We start from the raw sequence: 16,031 nt of genomic DNA, 5'->3' as shown, positions 1-16,031 counted from the left end.
TAGTAAACCTTGCCTTTATCCGGTAAAACTTAAAATAAATATTAACTTTGTCGGCAAATTATAATAACATGAATGCACAAGAAAACAGCAACAATAACTTCAACTGGCTTTATTATGCTTTAGGATTATTCTTCGGTATTTTAACCGGAGCGATAATTACACAAAATTATATCTTCGCCTTGCTTGGTGGTGTTTTAGGATTATTAACCGCAGGATTGTTCCTTAATGCCATTGTAAAAGGCAGAAAATACTAATCGAAATCAACCTATTTGATGCGAAATCCCAAATCGGGATTTTATTTAATTCGAAACAAATGAAAAACCTATTCATTTTTGTTTTCGTTGCATTGTGCTTTGGCGCAAAGGCTCAGCAAGCCATCCCAACAGAACTCAAATGGCCGGCTGTAGATTCAAGTCCGGCAGATATTGTTTACTTTCCTTTAAACGCAGCGAAAGCAAAAGCGGAAGATTGGAAAGCTCCGATTATTAAAGTAGTTTACTCTCGTCCGCAAAAAAAAGGAAGAGAAATTTTTGGTGTACTGGAACAATTTGGAAAAGTTTGGCGATTGGGCGCAAATGAAAGTACCGATATTCAATTCTTCCAGAAAGTTAGTATTGGCGGCAAGAAGATAAAACCCGGCAGATATAGCTTATTTGCGATTCCAAACAACGATATCTGGACAATTATTGTAAGTAGCCAAACCGATAGATGGGGCGCATTTACTTATGATCAATCCAGGGATATTGTACGTGTAAACGTACCCGTTAAAACAATGGCTAAGCCATTAGAATCTTTTTCCATCACTTTTACTCAAAGAGATGTTGGTGCTTTTTTACTAATAGGTTGGGATAAAACCATGGTAGAATTGCCAATCACGTTTTAAAAAAGTAAAAGCGCTTGTAAGAGCGCTTTTACTTTTTATACTCCGCCCATAAATGGGTCTGTTTGGGTAATTTCTCCAGTATCCACCTTTCCGGCGTAGCGGTTTAAATAACTCTTGTTGCCATTAACTTTTATAGAGAAATCATACCAATTGCTATTTGCAACGAGATCCATTTTATGTGCAACCTTAGATTTTGCTTTCACGCGGATCTCTTTCAATGCATTTTTATAGGCATTGTCTTTTACCTGAAAAATAAGATCTGCTTGCCCCAGATTTTCAAAACTGCAAATCAAATTCCCAGAATTTTTTTTTGCAACTAAACCGCTTTGTTCTGGATAAACCTTAATCACAACAGAAGGATTTTTTATAGATCCGGCAAAATACCGATAAAATCCATTAGGGCCATTAATCTCGAAATCATAAATTTCATCGTCAAAATCTTCCAGCGAAATCTCATCCCGAAGAACGGTACCAGCTTTTACGCCATACGCCCAAACCTTTCCGTTTACACCTTTAAATTTTTTATTGGTGTACATGTTAAATGGTGCGCCGACATTTTCTTGTGCATTGCCAAAAGTATTTTTTATAGCCTCGTAACGAAGGGCAACTTTTTTTCCTTTGAGTTCTACATCAACCAATAAATGATAAGGGAGCGCACATGCATACTTAGTTCCTAACTCTTGCTTTGGCATATAAATACTTTGATTGCTTGCAAATGCATCCAGCGTATTTATTTTGCCAATTTCGATTTTGTTTAATGCCACCGGTCCTATTTGTGCAGGTTTGCTTTTGGCATTAGCAATATCAGAAACCACTTTATTACGCATCAGCGGTTCTGGGCTGGTAATTTTATCATTATTGTAGTGCCTAAAAACAGAAGTAAGATCGCCACACATTTCTCTTCTCCAGTCGCTTATATTATTGCTTCTGATTTTTTTACCGGTTTTCTTTTCAAGCCATTTTTCCATAAACATTAAAGACGATGTATGGTCAAAAACCTGCGAATTTACAAAACCGCCTTTGCTCCACGGAGATGCTACAATTAATGGAACGCGATAGCCCAAACCAATTGGACTGCCTTTTCCATTTTCAAAATCGGTAGAATAGTTTATGCCTTCTGATACTTTTCCAGAGTCCTTATCCAGCGGATTTGGCACTACAAAAGGTGGTTGATGATCGAAATAACCATCATTTTCATCATACGTAAGTACGAAAATAGTTTTCTTCCAAACCTCTGGATTTTGCGTTAGAATATCCAATGCTTCACTCACGTACCAGGTTCCGTATAATGGCGAACTGGTATGATCAGAAAAACGCTGTGGAGCAACCAACCAAGATACCGTTGGCAATTTCCCTTCATTTACATCTTTGCGAAACTGGTGAAAAATATCGCCTTTTGGCAACTGTATCGTTTCTTCCTTTCCCCTATCGTTGGTAAATGTAAAAGGTGCCAATTCCAAATAATCGGGCTGACTAATATTTGTTGTAAATGCTTTATCAATAAGATTTTTCTCTCTTTGCGAAAGTTGATCATATTTAGCCTGAACTTCTTTTGCTGTTAATGCAGGTTTAACCGTATGATCGCCATTTTTTCTAAAGTACGCAGACAGTTTTACCTGGTGTCTGCTTACATATTCTATTGGATTATCTCCATAATTGCCTAACCAATCGTCTACATCGCCTTCAGGCAATTTGGACGTCCAAAGTTCATTCTGGTAAATACGCCAATCTACTCCATTATCTTCAAGCAATTCCGGAAAAGTTGGCCAATCTACAAAAACGTTATTCTGCGATTCTGCCTGATCGTTATTTACCACTGCAACCTTATTCTCACTTTTCTCGCCCCGAATTGTACCAGTAAAGAAAAACAAACGGTTGGGTGTAGTTCCGGTTAATGAAGAGCAAAAATGCTGATCGCAAATGGTAAAAGCATCGGCAAGACCGTAATAGAACGGAATATCGTTTCTATCATAATGCGCAAGTGTCATCGGTGTTTTAACGGGCAACCATTTGTCGTATCGCCCGCCGTTTCTGGCTGCAACCTGATCGTTCCACGAATGTGGCAAACCGCCCTGCCAGGTTATTTTAGTTTTATTGATATCAACATGGAACGGAGCATACGTGTAGCCTTGCAAATCTTTTTGTAACCAAACTTTATTTCCATCGGGTTGAATGTGCGGATGTGGATCATTAAATCCTCTAACACCTTTCATTTTCCCGAACATATGATCGAAAGATCGGTTCTCCTGCATCAGAAAAACAATATGCTCGGCATCATAAAATGATGTTCCCGGATCGGGATTAATGGCCATAGCTTTTAAGACCGATGTAGAAAGCACACTGCTTGCACCGGCCGATCCGGCCAAAACGGCCGCTTTTTTTAAAAAATCTCTGCGTGAGTTCATGGTTTTAATATATACCGAAGATTCTGCAAGGTAGAAAAATGAAAGCTTTTAAGCTTTTTGTATCCAGATTAATGCAATTGAAATTCTGCCTCTTCAATATTTTGTATGGCCGAAACAGAACGGTGTTTAGCACCCCATTTACGCAATTCAGACCATATTGGGATAAGTTCATTAGCAATATCTGTAAGTTCATAATCAACCCTTGGCGGCACTTCTGCATATACTTTTCTTTTCACTAAGCCATCTTTCTCTAACTCGCGCAATTGTAAGGTTAACATCCGTTCGGTAATCGCTGGTATTTGCTTTCTAATTTCTCCAAACCTTAATTTCCCAGACTCTAATTTACAAAGAATCAATAATTTCCATCGCCCGCCCATTTTACAAATTGCATATGCCAGATCGCAAGACATAATATGTTCTTCATTCAATTTATTTGTAGAATTTTCTTTCCTGTTTCCCATTACTTACAAATTTGTATGTACCATACATTTAAACGTGTTGTGGCAAATATAGAGATATAGCCAGTAAGTTTGCGCTCTTATTAATTCGAAATTACAATTCATGAAAAAATATGCTTACATCGGATGCCTGGGCTTTATTGGGGTTATTACCGTAGAATTTGGGATCATTGGAATTTTGCCGCAAGTGGCAGAACATTACCGCATTAGTATTGATAAAGCGGGCATTTTATTAAGTGCTTTTGCTTTGGTAATCGCAATTACCGGCCCTTTTATGACTTTGTTTACTAGCGGTTACAACCGTAAAAATATCATGCTCCTCTCTATTTTGATTTTCTTACTCAGTGCAACATTTTCCTTTTTTTCGCCTCCTTTTTGGTTGATGATCTTGTTAAGGATTTTGCCTGCATTTCTACAACCCGTGTTTATTGCAAATGCGCTGGCAGCAGCAATTTCATTAGGCGATAGCAAACATAAAAATGAACTGATGGGAATTGTATTTAGCGGTGTAGCAATTGCTATGGTTACAACCGTTCCATTTGCAACTTATCTTTCTAGCATTTTGGAATGGAGAACCTCTTTTATTGTACAGGCTAGTGTAAGCGCGATCGCACTTTGCGCGATTTATTTTGCAATGCCTTCTATGCCTGTAACCCAAAAAAATTCGTTCGGGAGCCAGATCAGTATATTAACAAAACCTACTTTTCTGATCAGTACAGCAATGAACTTTTTCATGATAACCGCGTGGTTTTCTACCTACAGTTATTTTGCCGATTACTTGGGTAAAGCGAAAAATATGGACAATACTATGGTAAGCTATATGTTGTTTTTATTTGGTGCTGTAGGAGTTTTTGCAAATTGGCTTGCAGGCAAAATGCTGAACAAAAATATTGCCGGCACCACAGCTTTATTTCTATCGGGCACTATTTTAATTCCGATACTGCTTTCTTTCTCCGGTGAAAATACTCTAGCAACGATATTGGTTGTTGCTTTATGGGGCTTTTTATATTCACCCAGTTTTCTAAATGCATCTACGTATATGATTTCATCTGCACCAAAATCACTTGAGTTTGCGAATAGTCTGGCAACTTCTTTCGGTAATTTGGGCGTGTCATTAGGTACAACAATTGGAGGTTGGATTATTGTAACCAAAGGAATTGAAAATACACCGTGGATAGGTGTTTGCTTTGGATTCTTGGCGCTCATTATGATCTTATTGCGCAGTTATGTAGAGAAAAAGGAAAAAGCAGGAAACAGAGATGAATGCTGTGCTTAAAAAACATGGAATAGGTTTTATAACCCATCCCATGTTGATCAATTTTATTTTGTTGTTTTTTTCAATTCTTCAAAAAGCAATTCGGGTTCATTTGTTGTAATATAATCCGCTTTGCGTTCTAAAAGCCATTGCATATCGGCAACAGTATTAACTGTCCATGCATTAATGGTTAAACCCAATTTATGTGAATCTTCTATCCAGGAAGCATTTTTTTGATAAATACTATAATGATAATCTACTCCGGTAAGTTTGTCTGTTTTCAATTGATCTGGTGCAATTTCGCCTCTCAGGTAGGCAACTTTAGCATTTGGAAGAAGTTCCAAAACACGTTTGCAATAATCATAATCAAAACTGATATATTCCATCCAATCCAACATTTTCAGTTTTTTAACCAATTCTATTGATTTGTTGGTGGCTTCAATTCCCCATTCTTTGCTGATGTTAGATGGTTTAATTTCAAGAATCAATTTTGTTTTTTTCTGCTTTTTACCTGCAAGAAGATATTGCTCTAAAGTCGGGATTTTCTCTCCATTGTTCATCGTTTTGGTCAACAACTCTGTGTAGGTAGATTTCTCAATTGTCAATCCCTGAAATTCAGCATCATGGTTTACCACAAGAATATGATCAGAAGTCATCCAAACATCAAATTCAGATCCGTAACAACCAATACGTACTGCTTCATTTAAAGAAGCGATTGAATTTTCTGGGAAATTATTTTTTTTCCAGGCACCACGGTGTGCAATAACCTGATTTTTATTCCAGTTAAATTTCTGGGCGAAGGATGTCGAAAAAATGAATACCATAATGGTAAATGTAAACACTCGTTTCATATATTATTTTATGTTTTATGCCCCAAATTTAGTTTTTTGGCATGAACTGCGTTTAAAACCAATGTAACCAAAATATAAACAAAATAGAAAAGACGCGTTTAAAGCACTCCTTTTGTGGTAAAAAGCAATATTTTCTTCAAACAAATACGTTACCAAATTTCCATTTCATTTGCGCGTTAGTATATTTACTTTTATATAGATATGGTGAGTAACAACTATAATGAGCTGATTAAAAAAATAGACGAGTTTATCCGTAAGTTTTACCTCAATAAAATTTTACGGGGCAGTATTTATGTTGCAGCTATTTTGTTGGCGCTCTACTTACTGGTATTTGTAGCGGTTTATTACCTAAATCCATCCGCAGTTTTTAAAACGATTCTTTTTTTCGCCTATCTGTTATGTTCTTTGCTGCTCATTGGTTTTCTAATTCTGAAACCCTTGCTTTCTATGCTAAAATTGGGCAAGCATTTGTCTTTTGATGAAGCTTCTATAATCATAGGCGATCACTTCTCAGATATTAAAGATAAATTGCTCAATACACTTCAATTATATCGTTTGGCAGAAAACCGGCCGGAAAACAATCGGCTTATTCTTGCCAGCGTCGATCAGAAAATACTGGAGTTAAAACCTGTTCCATTTTATACCGCAGTTCGTATTAACGACAATAAAAAATACCTCAAATTCTTATTTATACCTGTAGCGGTTATTTTGCTTATTGGCATTATTGCGCCGGCCATTTTACGCGATGGAACATCCAGTTTTCTAAGATATGATGAATATATCGCGCCGAAAGCTCCGTTTGATTTTACGGTCCAAAATAAAGATTTAAGTGTTACGCAGGGCGATGATTTTACGGTAGATGTGAAACTTACCGGCAACGAATTTCCATCTGATGTCTACGTAGAAGATGGAAAAAACACGTACAAATTATCCAAAAAGAGCATCAGTCAGTTTAATTATCAGATTAAAAACATTCAGTCTGATAAGTTGCTTGTTTTTAAAGGCGGAGGTTTTAGCTCAAAAGGTTTTACAATTTCGGTTAAACCCAGACCCGAATTACTTAATGCAAAAGCAACTGTAAACTATCCGCCCTATTTAAACAGAAAAACAGAAACCATCAATAACGTTGGAGATGTATTGTTGCCAGAAGGCACAAAAATAAACTGGAGCTTTGAAACGCAAAAAAGCAGCAACTTATTGTTCAGATTTAATGATGCGCAATATGTGCTCAAGGTGGCAGAAAACACTTCAACTTTTAGTATTAAAATACACAATAACTCTACTTATAGCATTACACCAAAAAATGAATTTGTGACGATAAGTGACTCGCTCAGTCATAAAATTACCGTGATTAAAGATCAATCTCCGATAATAACGGTTACAGAAAAACCAGATTCAATTAATGCTAAAGCAATTTATTTTAACGGACAAGTAACTGACGATTATGGATTTAGCCGATTAAGTTTTAAATATTCCATTAAAGATGGCAACAAAGTAATTGGCTCTGGCGGAAAAAATATTCCTATTCAAAGCAATAAGACAGAAAATACATTTTTCTATTTCTGGAATGCAAAATCTTTGGATTTGAAACCTGGTCAAGAATTGCAATATTATTTTGAAGTTGCCGATAATGATGGCGTGAATGGCGCTAAAATTTCCCGCTCAGAAACCAAAACATTTAAACAACCTACAAAACAAGAAAATGCAGAAAAAGTTAACGCAAATAACCAGGCATTAAAACAAAAAATGCAATCTGCTATACGTTTGGCAAATACCGTAGAGAAAGAAAGTAAAAAGGTTGCCCAAAGTTTAATAGATAAAAAACAGTTGTCTTTTGAAGATAAAAAACAAATAGAGCAATTGTTGGATAAGCAAAAACAACTGGAAGAATCTGTTAAAGAGATTAAAGCTTTAAATGAAAAAAATAACCAGCAATTAGAAGATCAGGCGCAAACACAAGAACTTATGGAGAAGCAAAAACAAATCCAGGATTTGTTTGACAATGTTCTTGATGAGAAAACAAAAGAGCTGCTGCAAAAGCTTCAAAATATGATAAATGAGCGCGATAAGCAGCAAACTCAAAATGAGTTGTCTAAAATGCAACTAGACAATAAAACTTTAAAAAATGAACTAGACCGGATTCTGGAGTTGTATAAACAGCTTGAATTTGAACAAAATCTGCAAAACGATATAGACCGGTTAAATGAATTGGCAAAAGAGCAGAAAGAACTGGCAAATCAAGCTGCAGAGAAAAAAAACGATGCATCATCAATCAAAGAAAAACAAGAAGCGCTGAATAAAGAAACGAAAGATTTAAAAGAAGACTTAAAAAAGTTATCCGAAAAAAATCAATCGCTCGAAAAACCCAATCCTTTTGAAAATCCGGAAAAAGAGATTGAAGACATTCAAAAAGAACAACAAAACAGTAAAGATGCTTTAGATAAGAAAGATAGCAAAGGCGCAAGCCAGAAACAAAACAAAGCAGCAGATCAAATGCAGAAGCTCTCAAAAAAAATGAGCGATATGCAACAGCAAGGCGAAGAGATGGAAAATAACCTGAATGCAAAAGAGTTGCGCCGGTTACTGGAAAATTTGCTCAATACTTCTTTTGAACAGGAAAAAGTAATGCTGAATCTTAAAAAAATGACTTCTGCCGATCCTTCTTATACCGTAAACGTACAAAAGCAAAGAACCATTAAAGACAATCTTAAAACCATTTCTGACAGTTTGTATGCATTGAGTAAACGGGTACCACAAATTGAATCTACGGTAAACGAAGAGATGAATAAAATCAATTTCAATCTGGATAAAAGTTTGGATAATCTTGGTGAGCGGAAAACCCCAGAAGCCAATCGCTACCAGCAATTGACGATGACATCTATCAATAATTTAAGTCTAATGCTCAATGAGGCATTAAATCAACTCCAGAATATGTCTAAAAACTCAAAAGGTGGCAAAGGCAAACAAAAGCAAGGAATGAAACAGCTTTCGCAAATGCAGGATCAGCTGAATAAAAAAATGCAACAGGCGCGAGACCAGATGCAAAAAAGTGGCAACCAAGGAACTGTGGGCAAAGGACAAATGAGCCAGGAATTTGGCAAAATGGCTCAGGAACAGCAAATGATCCGCCAGGCGTTAGAAAAAATTAACCGAGAGGAAAATAAAGATGGTTCCGGTAAAATGGGCAACCTGAATAAAGCCATTCAGGAAATGAAACAGACAGAAAGCGATTTGGTTAATAAACGTTTGCAACAGGAAACCTTAAACCGCCAGAAAGAATTGATGACTAAACTTCTTGAAGCTGAAAAAGCAGAACGCGATCAGGAAGAAGATAGCAAAAGAGAAAGTAAAGCAGCAAAAGAATTTCCGCCATCTTATCAAAAAATGCTGGATCAGTATAAAAAACAGCAACAAAATGGAAGTGATGTTTTGCAAAAATTGCCGCCAAGCTTTAATTATTATTATAAAAACAAAATCACTGAATATTTTAAATCATTGAATATCAATAATTAAAACTAAAATTCAGTTCTAATACAGTTTGTTTTTAATTATTAAATTTGCGGACAAAATAACTTCATATGCCTGCAATCTCTTTCTTTACAGAATCAGTTAAATATAACCTTCCGCATAAATTAAAAGTAAAAAGGTGGATTAAAGCAACGATAGAAAAAGAGGGTTTTAAGTTGCAAGAACTCAATTTTATCTTCTGCAGCGATGAATATCTGTTGGGGATAAACCAGCAGTATTTGGATCATGATACATATACAGACATCATAACTTTTGATAATTCTGACGAAGAAAAATCAATTGTAAGCGATATTTTCATCAGTATAGAACGCGTGCAGGAAAATGCGAAAACATTTAAGGCAAATGACTTTGATGAGGTTTGCAGAATTATGATTCATGGTACACTGCATCTTCTGGGTTATAAAGACAAAGGAAAAGCGGCTAAAACTTTGATGACCCAAAAGGAAGACGAATATTTAAGTTACCGAAAAGATGTTGACTTGCAGGTATAATTAGCGCCGGGCAAAAGAAATTGCGTCTTTAAAAGACTCTATTATCAATTTATTTTCCCTTCTCAACAAGGTCGGATTTACCTTAATTTTTACAAAGCCATCTTCTTGCGGTTGGCCGAAGATAATATTGTGTACCGATCGAAGTCTAGTATTTAGCTTTACAGGGTCTACATTTTTATCTAACAAAACATTGAACTGGTTGGTTCCATTCTCAACAGGAATAACTTTCAGTCCTTGGATTGCCTTAAACATCCCGAACAATTCCCGCGAAGAAGATAGAACTTTTTTCATCACTTCATCAATATCATTTAAGTGATAAAGAGCCATCGCAGCACTCGGCCAGTTTGTAAAAATACCGCCGCCGTGGATTTTGATCAAGTGATGCGTTTGGTCGATGATGGATTTTTCGCCACACAATACAGCTCCGCCAGTTGCCCCCAAATATTTATATAAACACATGTATACTGTATCAAAGTGATCTGTATAATCCCTTATCGTTAAATTATTAAATGATGAAGCCATATGTAATCGTGCGCCGTCCAGATGAAGCTTATATCCTTCTACTTTGCACCATTTTGAAATACGTTTAAGCTCCTCTAAAGGAAAAGATTGATTGGTGCAACGGCGTACAGGTAATTCAATAGAAACCGCGCCTACTGCACCTAAAAAAGCTTCTCCATTCTGGTGATATCTAATTGATGCCTGTAGCTCTTCCAACGTGAAATAAGATTTTCCAGTTGCGAGCGGAATCAGACGTTTATTAAACAAGGTCTGTGTAGCATCTCCCTCATCCCGATAAACGTGACTGGTTTCTTGTACGAAAGCTTTCGTAGCAGATCCGCACAGTAGACTTATTGCGATTTGATTGGCCAACGTTCCTGAAGGAAGATAAACAGCAGCCTCTTTTCCGGTTATCTCTTTAAACTTTTGAAGTAACTTTTCTAAAGTTGCTCCTTCACCATAACTATCCCGCTCTATTGGAGTAGAGCGATTAATTTCCTGAAGTTTAGTAAGAAAATGTTCTGGCTTATAGAAAATCCCGTCATTTATAAAATAAACAGCTTCACTGTCTTTAGCTACCTGGTTTTCTTGTTTTTTTTCAGGTACATCTATCCTCTTGGCAGTTGCCATAATAGGTAAAGAAGCCGCTGCAGAAACTGTAGAAAGCCTTAGGAAATCACGGCGTTTAAGATTACTCATAGTAAGATCAAGGATTTAGACAATCCAAATTGTATTGTCAACTTTTGATGGTATTTGGCATCTACATTTATTTACCTAAGTTAAAAAAAAATCGGTTGTTTGTCTAAAAATAATGGGTGTTCGTCTATGATAATCATGAGATGGTATAATTTAGAATTTTGGCGTGCAACCTTTTAAGCAAGCAAGAGTCTTATATCTGAAAACACACAACAAGGTGTTTAAATAACAACACACAAATGAAAACCTCTTTTAAAGCAATTTTTGCAACAACATTAGCCGCAATCGTATTAAGTACATCTGCGTTTGCTACCGAAAACAAATCACAATGTTACACCAATATTTCAACTGTCAAAAACATAAATAAAATTCAGGTCTGCGGAAACGTAAAACTTATTTGGGTTCAGGATGCAAAAGAAAGCATCGAAATTAACGATAGCTATTACGCAAAAAATGCGTTGGTTCAACAACAGAAAGATGAGCTTAGAATAAGTTCTTTTGATAAAAAAACCTTGACTGTAATTGCTCACGTAAACAATTTGACCAGTATTGAAGCATCAGACGATGTTGTAGTAGAAACTGCGGGCAGCTTTAATCTTTTAAATTTGAAGATTACGCTGAATGATAATGCTAAAGCCAATATCAACTCCAATACTGTTGCTTTAAGCTCTGTACTAAATGCACAATCCAGCTTAAAACTAAGTGGATCAACCGAAAATTACTCGGCTGTACTTGGCTCAATGTCAAATGTAAATATGAGTGCTTTTAATGCGGCAGACAGTACGATAACAGCAATGCCTGGTACAAGTCTCACGACAAAAAATGATGATACTAAAGGAGAAGTTATTTTAACCATCTTTTAAAGAAAATATAGTTTAGTTTTAGTTAATGAGATACAGCGGAGGAGCGATTCCTACCGCTGTTTCGTTTTGTAGCCCAACCTAAATTCTATAATATCCGCAGACTTACTATATTTTACCATTATGCACCAATAAAAAGCTCCAAAGTATTTGATTTGTAATAAGCGTTTTAATGCATCAAAAAGCCAAGATTTTATCCTTACTTTTGCACTAATTTTCTTTTATAAATCTGAAACAATAACAAATTGAGCACACTAATAGCGGCAGAAGGCCTGGGCCATGGTTACCATGATGAATGGTTATTTAAAAATTTAACTTTAGGCATTAATGCAGGCCAGCGGGTGGCTTTGGTCGGGATTAATGGCGCAGGAAAAAGTACCTTGTTAAAATTATTGGCCGAACGATTTGCACCTCTGGAAGGAAAAATTGTAAAAAATAAAGCGGTTAAAATCGGGTTTCTTGATCAGGAACCACAATTTACTGAAGGCTTTTCTATTAGTGATTTTATATTTTCCTTGGAAAACAAACAACAGCAATTAATTAAAGAATATGAAGAATTAATTGAGAATCCAAATCCAGATGAAAAGACATTAAACAGATTATATGAAGAATTAAGTGAACATAATGCATGGGAATATGAGCACGAAATAAAAACGATATTAAACAGAATGGGTATCACCCATTTGCAACAAAAAATTTCTACCCTATCCGGCGGGCAAAAGAAACGTTTGGCACTTGCTAAATTATTGATCGAAGATCCGGAAATTTTAGTATTGGATGAACCTACCAACCATCTGGATATTGATACTATTGAATGGTTGGAGAAATTACTAACCACCGGGCAAAAAACAATTTTACTGGTTACCCACGATAGATATTTTTTAGATAATGTATGTAATACTATCGTAGAATTGGACCGTGGTAAGATCTTCAATTACAACGGAAACTATGCATATTTCTTGGAGAAAAAAGCTGAGCGTGAAGCCTTAGATGCGACGGTTTTACATAAAAACCAGCAGCTTTTAAAAAAGGAATTGGAATGGATGCGAAGAATGCCTCAGGCACGCGCAACAAAATCACAGGCACGTATTGATGCTTTTTATGACTTGGAAGAAAAAACCAAAAAGAAATCTGACAACCAAGCCATCACCCTGAAAATGAAAATGTCTAGACAAGGTGGTAAAATCATTGAGTTGGAACACATCAAAAAAGCGTTTGATGATCGTGCAATTATTAATGATTTCAGTTACACTTTTAAAAAAGGTGACCGTATTGGTTTGGCTGGAAAAAACGGAACCGGAAAGTCTACCCTACTCAATATAATTACCAGTCACCTTACTCCTGACCAGGGAAAAGTAGATACTGGAGAAACGACTGTATTTGGATATTATAAACAAGGCGGACTAGATTTCGATCCGAAAGAACGTGTAATAGATATTGTAAAATCTGATGCAGAGTATATAAAAATGGCTGATGGTTCTACAATCACGGCTTCTCAATTGCTTACGTTATTCCTTTTCCCTCCAAAAAAACAACATGGAATGGTGGAGAAATTAAGTGGTGGTGAAAAGAAACGTTTAAATTTAATGAAGGTTCTAATGCTCAATCCTAACTTCTTAATACTAGATGAGCCAACCAACGATTTAGATATTGATACTTTAAATGTACTGGAAGAGTTTCTTGAAAATTTCCCGGGTGTATTGATGTTGGTTTCTCACGACCGTTACTTATTAGATAAAATGAGTGATCAGCTTTTTATTATGGAAGGTGAAGGCGTAGTTAAAATATACAATGGAAACTATTCTGAACATAGATTAAGTTTAGAACAGCCAAAAATTAAAAACGAAAATAAAAAGGCACCCGCCACTACTCCGAATAAAGATACTGCGACGGTTAAAAAACTTAGTTTTAAAGAACAGCAAGAATTATCAAATTGCGAAAAGGAAATGGCAGAAATTGAAGATGAAATCAAATCTTTAAATAATAATCTCCTTAAAATTGATAGCAGCGATTATATCAAAATACAAGAAGTTTCTACGCAAATTGAAATATTAAAAAATAATTTGGATGACGTTACAATGCGCTGGTTAGAATTATCAGAATAATTATAATATAAATACTTCGTTATGTTTCACGTGAAACGTTGCGAAAATTAAAGAACAAAACAATACATGTTCCACGTGGAACACTTGAAATAAAAATACAATGTTTTCAAAATATGATTTAATTGTTGTAGGTGCAGGACATGCAGGTTGTGAAGCCGCGGCGGCAGCAGCAAACTTAGGTTCTTCAGTTTTACTAATTACAATGAACATGGGCACTATTGCCCAAATGAGTTGTAACCCAGCAATGGGCGGTGTAGCAAAAGGCCAGATTGTTAGAGAAGTTGATGCGCTTGGTGGTTACTCAGGGATTATCTCCGATAAATCTACCATACAATTCCGCATGCTTAATAAATCAAAAGGGCCGGCAATGTGGAGCCCCCGTGCACAAATTGATAGGATGCGTTTTGCTGAAGAATGGCGTCTTGCTCTGGAAGCAACAAAAAACCTAGACATTTGGCAAGACAGTGTAAATGGTCTTCTCGTTAAAGACAATACAGTATATGGTGTACGCACATCATTGGGTATAGAAATAGAAAGTAAAGCAGTTGTGCTGACTAACGGAACATTTCTGAATGGCATTATTCATATTGGCGAAAAAAAATTTGGAGGTGGTAGAACGGCTGAAAAATCGTCAACAGGGATCACAGAACAACTCGTAGAATTGGGAATGGAAGCTGGCCGAATGAAAACTGGTACACCTCCACGTGTTGATGGCCGTAGTTTGGAATATTCTAAAATGGAGGAACAATGGGGCGATGAAGACAGAAGCAAATTCTCCTTTACAGATACTCCTGTCACGGAAGACCAAAGATGTTGCTGGATTACTTATACCAATAGTGAGGTTCACGAAACCTTGAAAGAAGGTTTTGAGAAATCGCCTATGTTTACAGGAAGAATTAAAGGTTTAGGTCCACGATATTGCCCATCAATAGAAGATAAAATTAACCGCTTTGCAGAGAGAGACAGACATCAGATTTTTGTAGAACCTGAAGGATGGAATACTTGCGAGATTTATGTAAATGGTTTTTCTACCTCGCTTCCTGAAGACGTTCAATTTAAAGCTCTACGTCAAATACCAGGTTTTGAACAAGCAAAAATGTTTAGACCAGGTTATGCCATAGAATACGATTTCTTCCCTCCTACTCAGTTGTCACTGACATTGGAAACAAAATTGATTAGCAATCTTTTCCTGGCTGGACAAATTAACGGTACTACAGGTTATGAAGAAGCAGCCTGCCAGGGATTTATGGCTGGTATCAATGCACACCAAAAAATTACGGACAAACATGAGCTCATCATGAAACGCTCAGAAAGCTATATTGGCGTTTTAATAGATGATCTGGTAACTAAAGGCACAGAAGAACCTTATAGAATGTTTACATCAAGAGCAGAACACCGTCTTTTGTTAAGACAGGATAATGCCGACATCAGACTTTCTCCAATTGGCCACGAGCTTGGCCTCATTTCTGATGAGCGATTGGAAAAAGTAAAACATAAAATTGCGGCTTCAGATGATTTAGTAAAATTTACCAAAACTCAAGGTATCGAAATGCAAGATGCAAATCCGATGCTTGAAAAATTGGGTTCGGCAACACTCAATCAAAACGTAAAACTTTATAGCTTAGTAAGCAGACCACAAGTTGGACTGAAAGATCTAATAAAAGTTAGTAAAGCACTTAGCGAAAAAACAGCAGAGCTTGATCAACAAACCATTGAACAAGCAGAGATCAAAATCAAATACGAGAGTTACTTTGAAAAAGAAAATGAGATTGTAGAAAAAATGATGAAGATGGAAGACAAAGAAATCAATCCTGATTTTGATTACAATAAAATTGTTTCCATTTCTAAAGAAGCGCGAGAAAAATTATTTAAGATAAAACCGAGAACATTAGGACAAGCATCAAGAATTTCTGGAGTTTCTCCATCTGATATCTCCGTATTAATGGTTTATATTAATAAGTAGTTGATTATCAAATACTTATTAATTAAAAATCACTA

General features: G+C 36.2%; 12 protein-coding genes. 8 read left to right on the top strand and 4 right to left on the bottom strand.

Annotation, left to right across the window (positions count from 1 at the left end; all coding sequences use genetic code 11):
• Positions 1 to 68: 68 nt before the first annotated feature.
• Both ACJVDH_RS20385 and ACJVDH_RS20380 read left to right on the top strand, forming a co-directional pair.
• Positions 69 to 254: a hypothetical protein gene (locus tag ACJVDH_RS20385; RefSeq protein ID WP_443945248.1), complete on the top strand. Its 186-nt coding sequence runs from the start codon at positions 69 to 71 to the stop codon at positions 252 to 254.
• 59 nt (positions 255 to 313) lie between these two features.
• The gene (locus ACJVDH_RS20380) at positions 314 to 883 is read left to right on the top strand and encodes a DUF2911 domain-containing protein (protein WP_443945247.1); all 570 of its coding nucleotides are present in this window, start codon (positions 314 to 316) and stop codon (positions 881 to 883) included.
• Between the two features lie 35 nt (positions 884 to 918).
• Here the strand turns inward: ACJVDH_RS20380 and ACJVDH_RS20375 are convergent, their stop codons facing one another.
• Together ACJVDH_RS20375 and ACJVDH_RS20370 are read right to left on the bottom strand one after the other, a co-directional pair.
• Positions 919 to 3,288 carry a phosphocholine-specific phospholipase C gene (locus tag ACJVDH_RS20375; RefSeq protein WP_443945246.1) on the bottom strand — a complete coding sequence of 790 codons (2,370 nt, stop codon included), beginning with the start codon at positions 3,286 to 3,288 and terminating at the stop codon, positions 919 to 921.
• Between the two features lie 68 nt (positions 3,289 to 3,356).
• Positions 3,357 to 3,749: a winged helix-turn-helix transcriptional regulator gene (locus ACJVDH_RS20370; protein ID WP_443945245.1), complete on the bottom strand. Its 393-nt coding sequence runs from the start codon at positions 3,747 to 3,749 to the stop codon at positions 3,357 to 3,359.
• 100 nt (positions 3,750 to 3,849) lie between these two features.
• On the opposite strand from ACJVDH_RS20370, the gene ACJVDH_RS20365 reads away from it, so the two are divergent.
• Positions 3,850 to 5,022, top strand: a complete 1,173-nt coding sequence (locus tag ACJVDH_RS20365) for an MFS transporter (RefSeq protein ID WP_443945244.1) — start codon at positions 3,850 to 3,852, stop codon at positions 5,020 to 5,022.
• 44 nt (positions 5,023 to 5,066) lie between these two features.
• Here the strand turns inward: ACJVDH_RS20365 and ACJVDH_RS20360 are convergent, their stop codons facing one another.
• The gene (locus ACJVDH_RS20360; RefSeq protein WP_443945243.1) at positions 5,067 to 5,852 is read right to left on the bottom strand and encodes a glycerophosphodiester phosphodiesterase; all 786 of its coding nucleotides are present in this window, start codon (positions 5,850 to 5,852) and stop codon (positions 5,067 to 5,069) included.
• A gap of 201 nt (positions 5,853 to 6,053) precedes the next feature.
• On the opposite strand from ACJVDH_RS20360, the gene ACJVDH_RS20355 reads away from it, so the two are divergent.
• A complete protein-coding gene (locus tag ACJVDH_RS20355; RefSeq protein WP_443945242.1) occupies positions 6,054 to 9,365 on the top strand; it encodes a DUF4175 family protein in 3,312 nt (1,103 codons plus the stop codon).
• A gap of 65 nt (positions 9,366 to 9,430) precedes the next feature.
• On the top strand, positions 9,431 to 9,871 hold the full coding sequence (ybeY, locus tag ACJVDH_RS20350) for an rRNA maturation RNase YbeY (RefSeq protein WP_443945241.1): 441 nt from the start codon (positions 9,431 to 9,433) through the stop codon (positions 9,869 to 9,871).
• Here ybeY and ACJVDH_RS20345 read toward each other — a convergent pair whose 3' ends face one another.
• Complete coding sequence (locus tag ACJVDH_RS20345; RefSeq protein WP_443945240.1) at positions 9,872 to 11,071, bottom strand: threonine aldolase family protein; 1,200 nt, start codon at positions 11,069 to 11,071, stop codon at positions 9,872 to 9,874.
• A gap of 236 nt (positions 11,072 to 11,307) precedes the next feature.
• Between ACJVDH_RS20345 and ACJVDH_RS20340 the strand changes: the two genes are divergently transcribed.
• The 3 genes from ACJVDH_RS20340 to mnmG all read left to right on the top strand — a co-directional run bounded on the left by ACJVDH_RS20340 (position 11,308) and on the right by mnmG (position 15,996).
• Positions 11,308 to 11,931 (top strand): GIN domain-containing protein, encoded by a 624-nt coding sequence (locus tag ACJVDH_RS20340; protein WP_443945239.1) that lies wholly within the window; start codon positions 11,308 to 11,310, stop codon positions 11,929 to 11,931.
• A 242-nt stretch (positions 11,932 to 12,173) separates the two neighbouring features.
• Positions 12,174 to 14,033, top strand: coding sequence for an ABC-F family ATP-binding cassette domain-containing protein (locus tag ACJVDH_RS20335; RefSeq protein WP_443945238.1), 1,860 nt, complete (start codon positions 12,174 to 12,176; stop codon positions 14,031 to 14,033).
• 100 nt (positions 14,034 to 14,133) lie between these two features.
• Entirely contained in the window at positions 14,134 to 15,996 is a 1,863-nt protein-coding gene (mnmG, locus tag ACJVDH_RS20330) for a tRNA uridine-5-carboxymethylaminomethyl(34) synthesis enzyme MnmG (RefSeq protein ID WP_443945237.1), read from the top strand.
• The last annotated feature ends 35 nt before the right edge of the window (positions 15,997 to 16,031 follow it).

The organism is Pedobacter terrestris (assembly GCF_052343045.1).
GTDB lineage: Bacteria > Bacteroidota > Bacteroidia > Sphingobacteriales > Sphingobacteriaceae > Pedobacter.
Note: the sequence above shows the minus strand (reverse complement) of the source record. Positions and strands in the feature narration are given on the sequence as shown.

Coding starts and splice junctions, on each gene's coding strand:
- ACJVDH_RS20385 (WP_443945248.1), top strand. CDS start 69: ATGAATGCACAAGAAAACAGCAACAATAACTTCAACTGGCTTTATTAT.
- ACJVDH_RS20380 (WP_443945247.1), top strand. CDS start 314: ATGAAAAACCTATTCATTTTTGTTTTCGTTGCATTGTGCTTTGGCGCA.
- ACJVDH_RS20375 (WP_443945246.1), bottom strand. CDS start 3,288: ATGAACTCACGCAGAGATTTTTTAAAAAAAGCGGCCGTTTTGGCCGGA.
- ACJVDH_RS20370 (WP_443945245.1), bottom strand. CDS start 3,749: ATGGGAAACAGGAAAGAAAATTCTACAAATAAATTGAATGAAGAACAT.
- ACJVDH_RS20365 (WP_443945244.1), top strand. CDS start 3,850: ATGAAAAAATATGCTTACATCGGATGCCTGGGCTTTATTGGGGTTATT.
- ACJVDH_RS20360 (WP_443945243.1), bottom strand. CDS start 5,852: ATGAAACGAGTGTTTACATTTACCATTATGGTATTCATTTTTTCGACA.
- ACJVDH_RS20355 (WP_443945242.1), top strand. CDS start 6,054: ATGGTGAGTAACAACTATAATGAGCTGATTAAAAAAATAGACGAGTTT.
- ybeY (WP_443945241.1), top strand. CDS start 9,431: ATGCCTGCAATCTCTTTCTTTACAGAATCAGTTAAATATAACCTTCCG.
- ACJVDH_RS20345 (WP_443945240.1), bottom strand. CDS start 11,071: ATGAGTAATCTTAAACGCCGTGATTTCCTAAGGCTTTCTACAGTTTCT.
- ACJVDH_RS20340 (WP_443945239.1), top strand. CDS start 11,308: ATGAAAACCTCTTTTAAAGCAATTTTTGCAACAACATTAGCCGCAATC.
- mnmG (WP_443945237.1), top strand. CDS start 14,134: ATGTTTTCAAAATATGATTTAATTGTTGTAGGTGCAGGACATGCAGGT.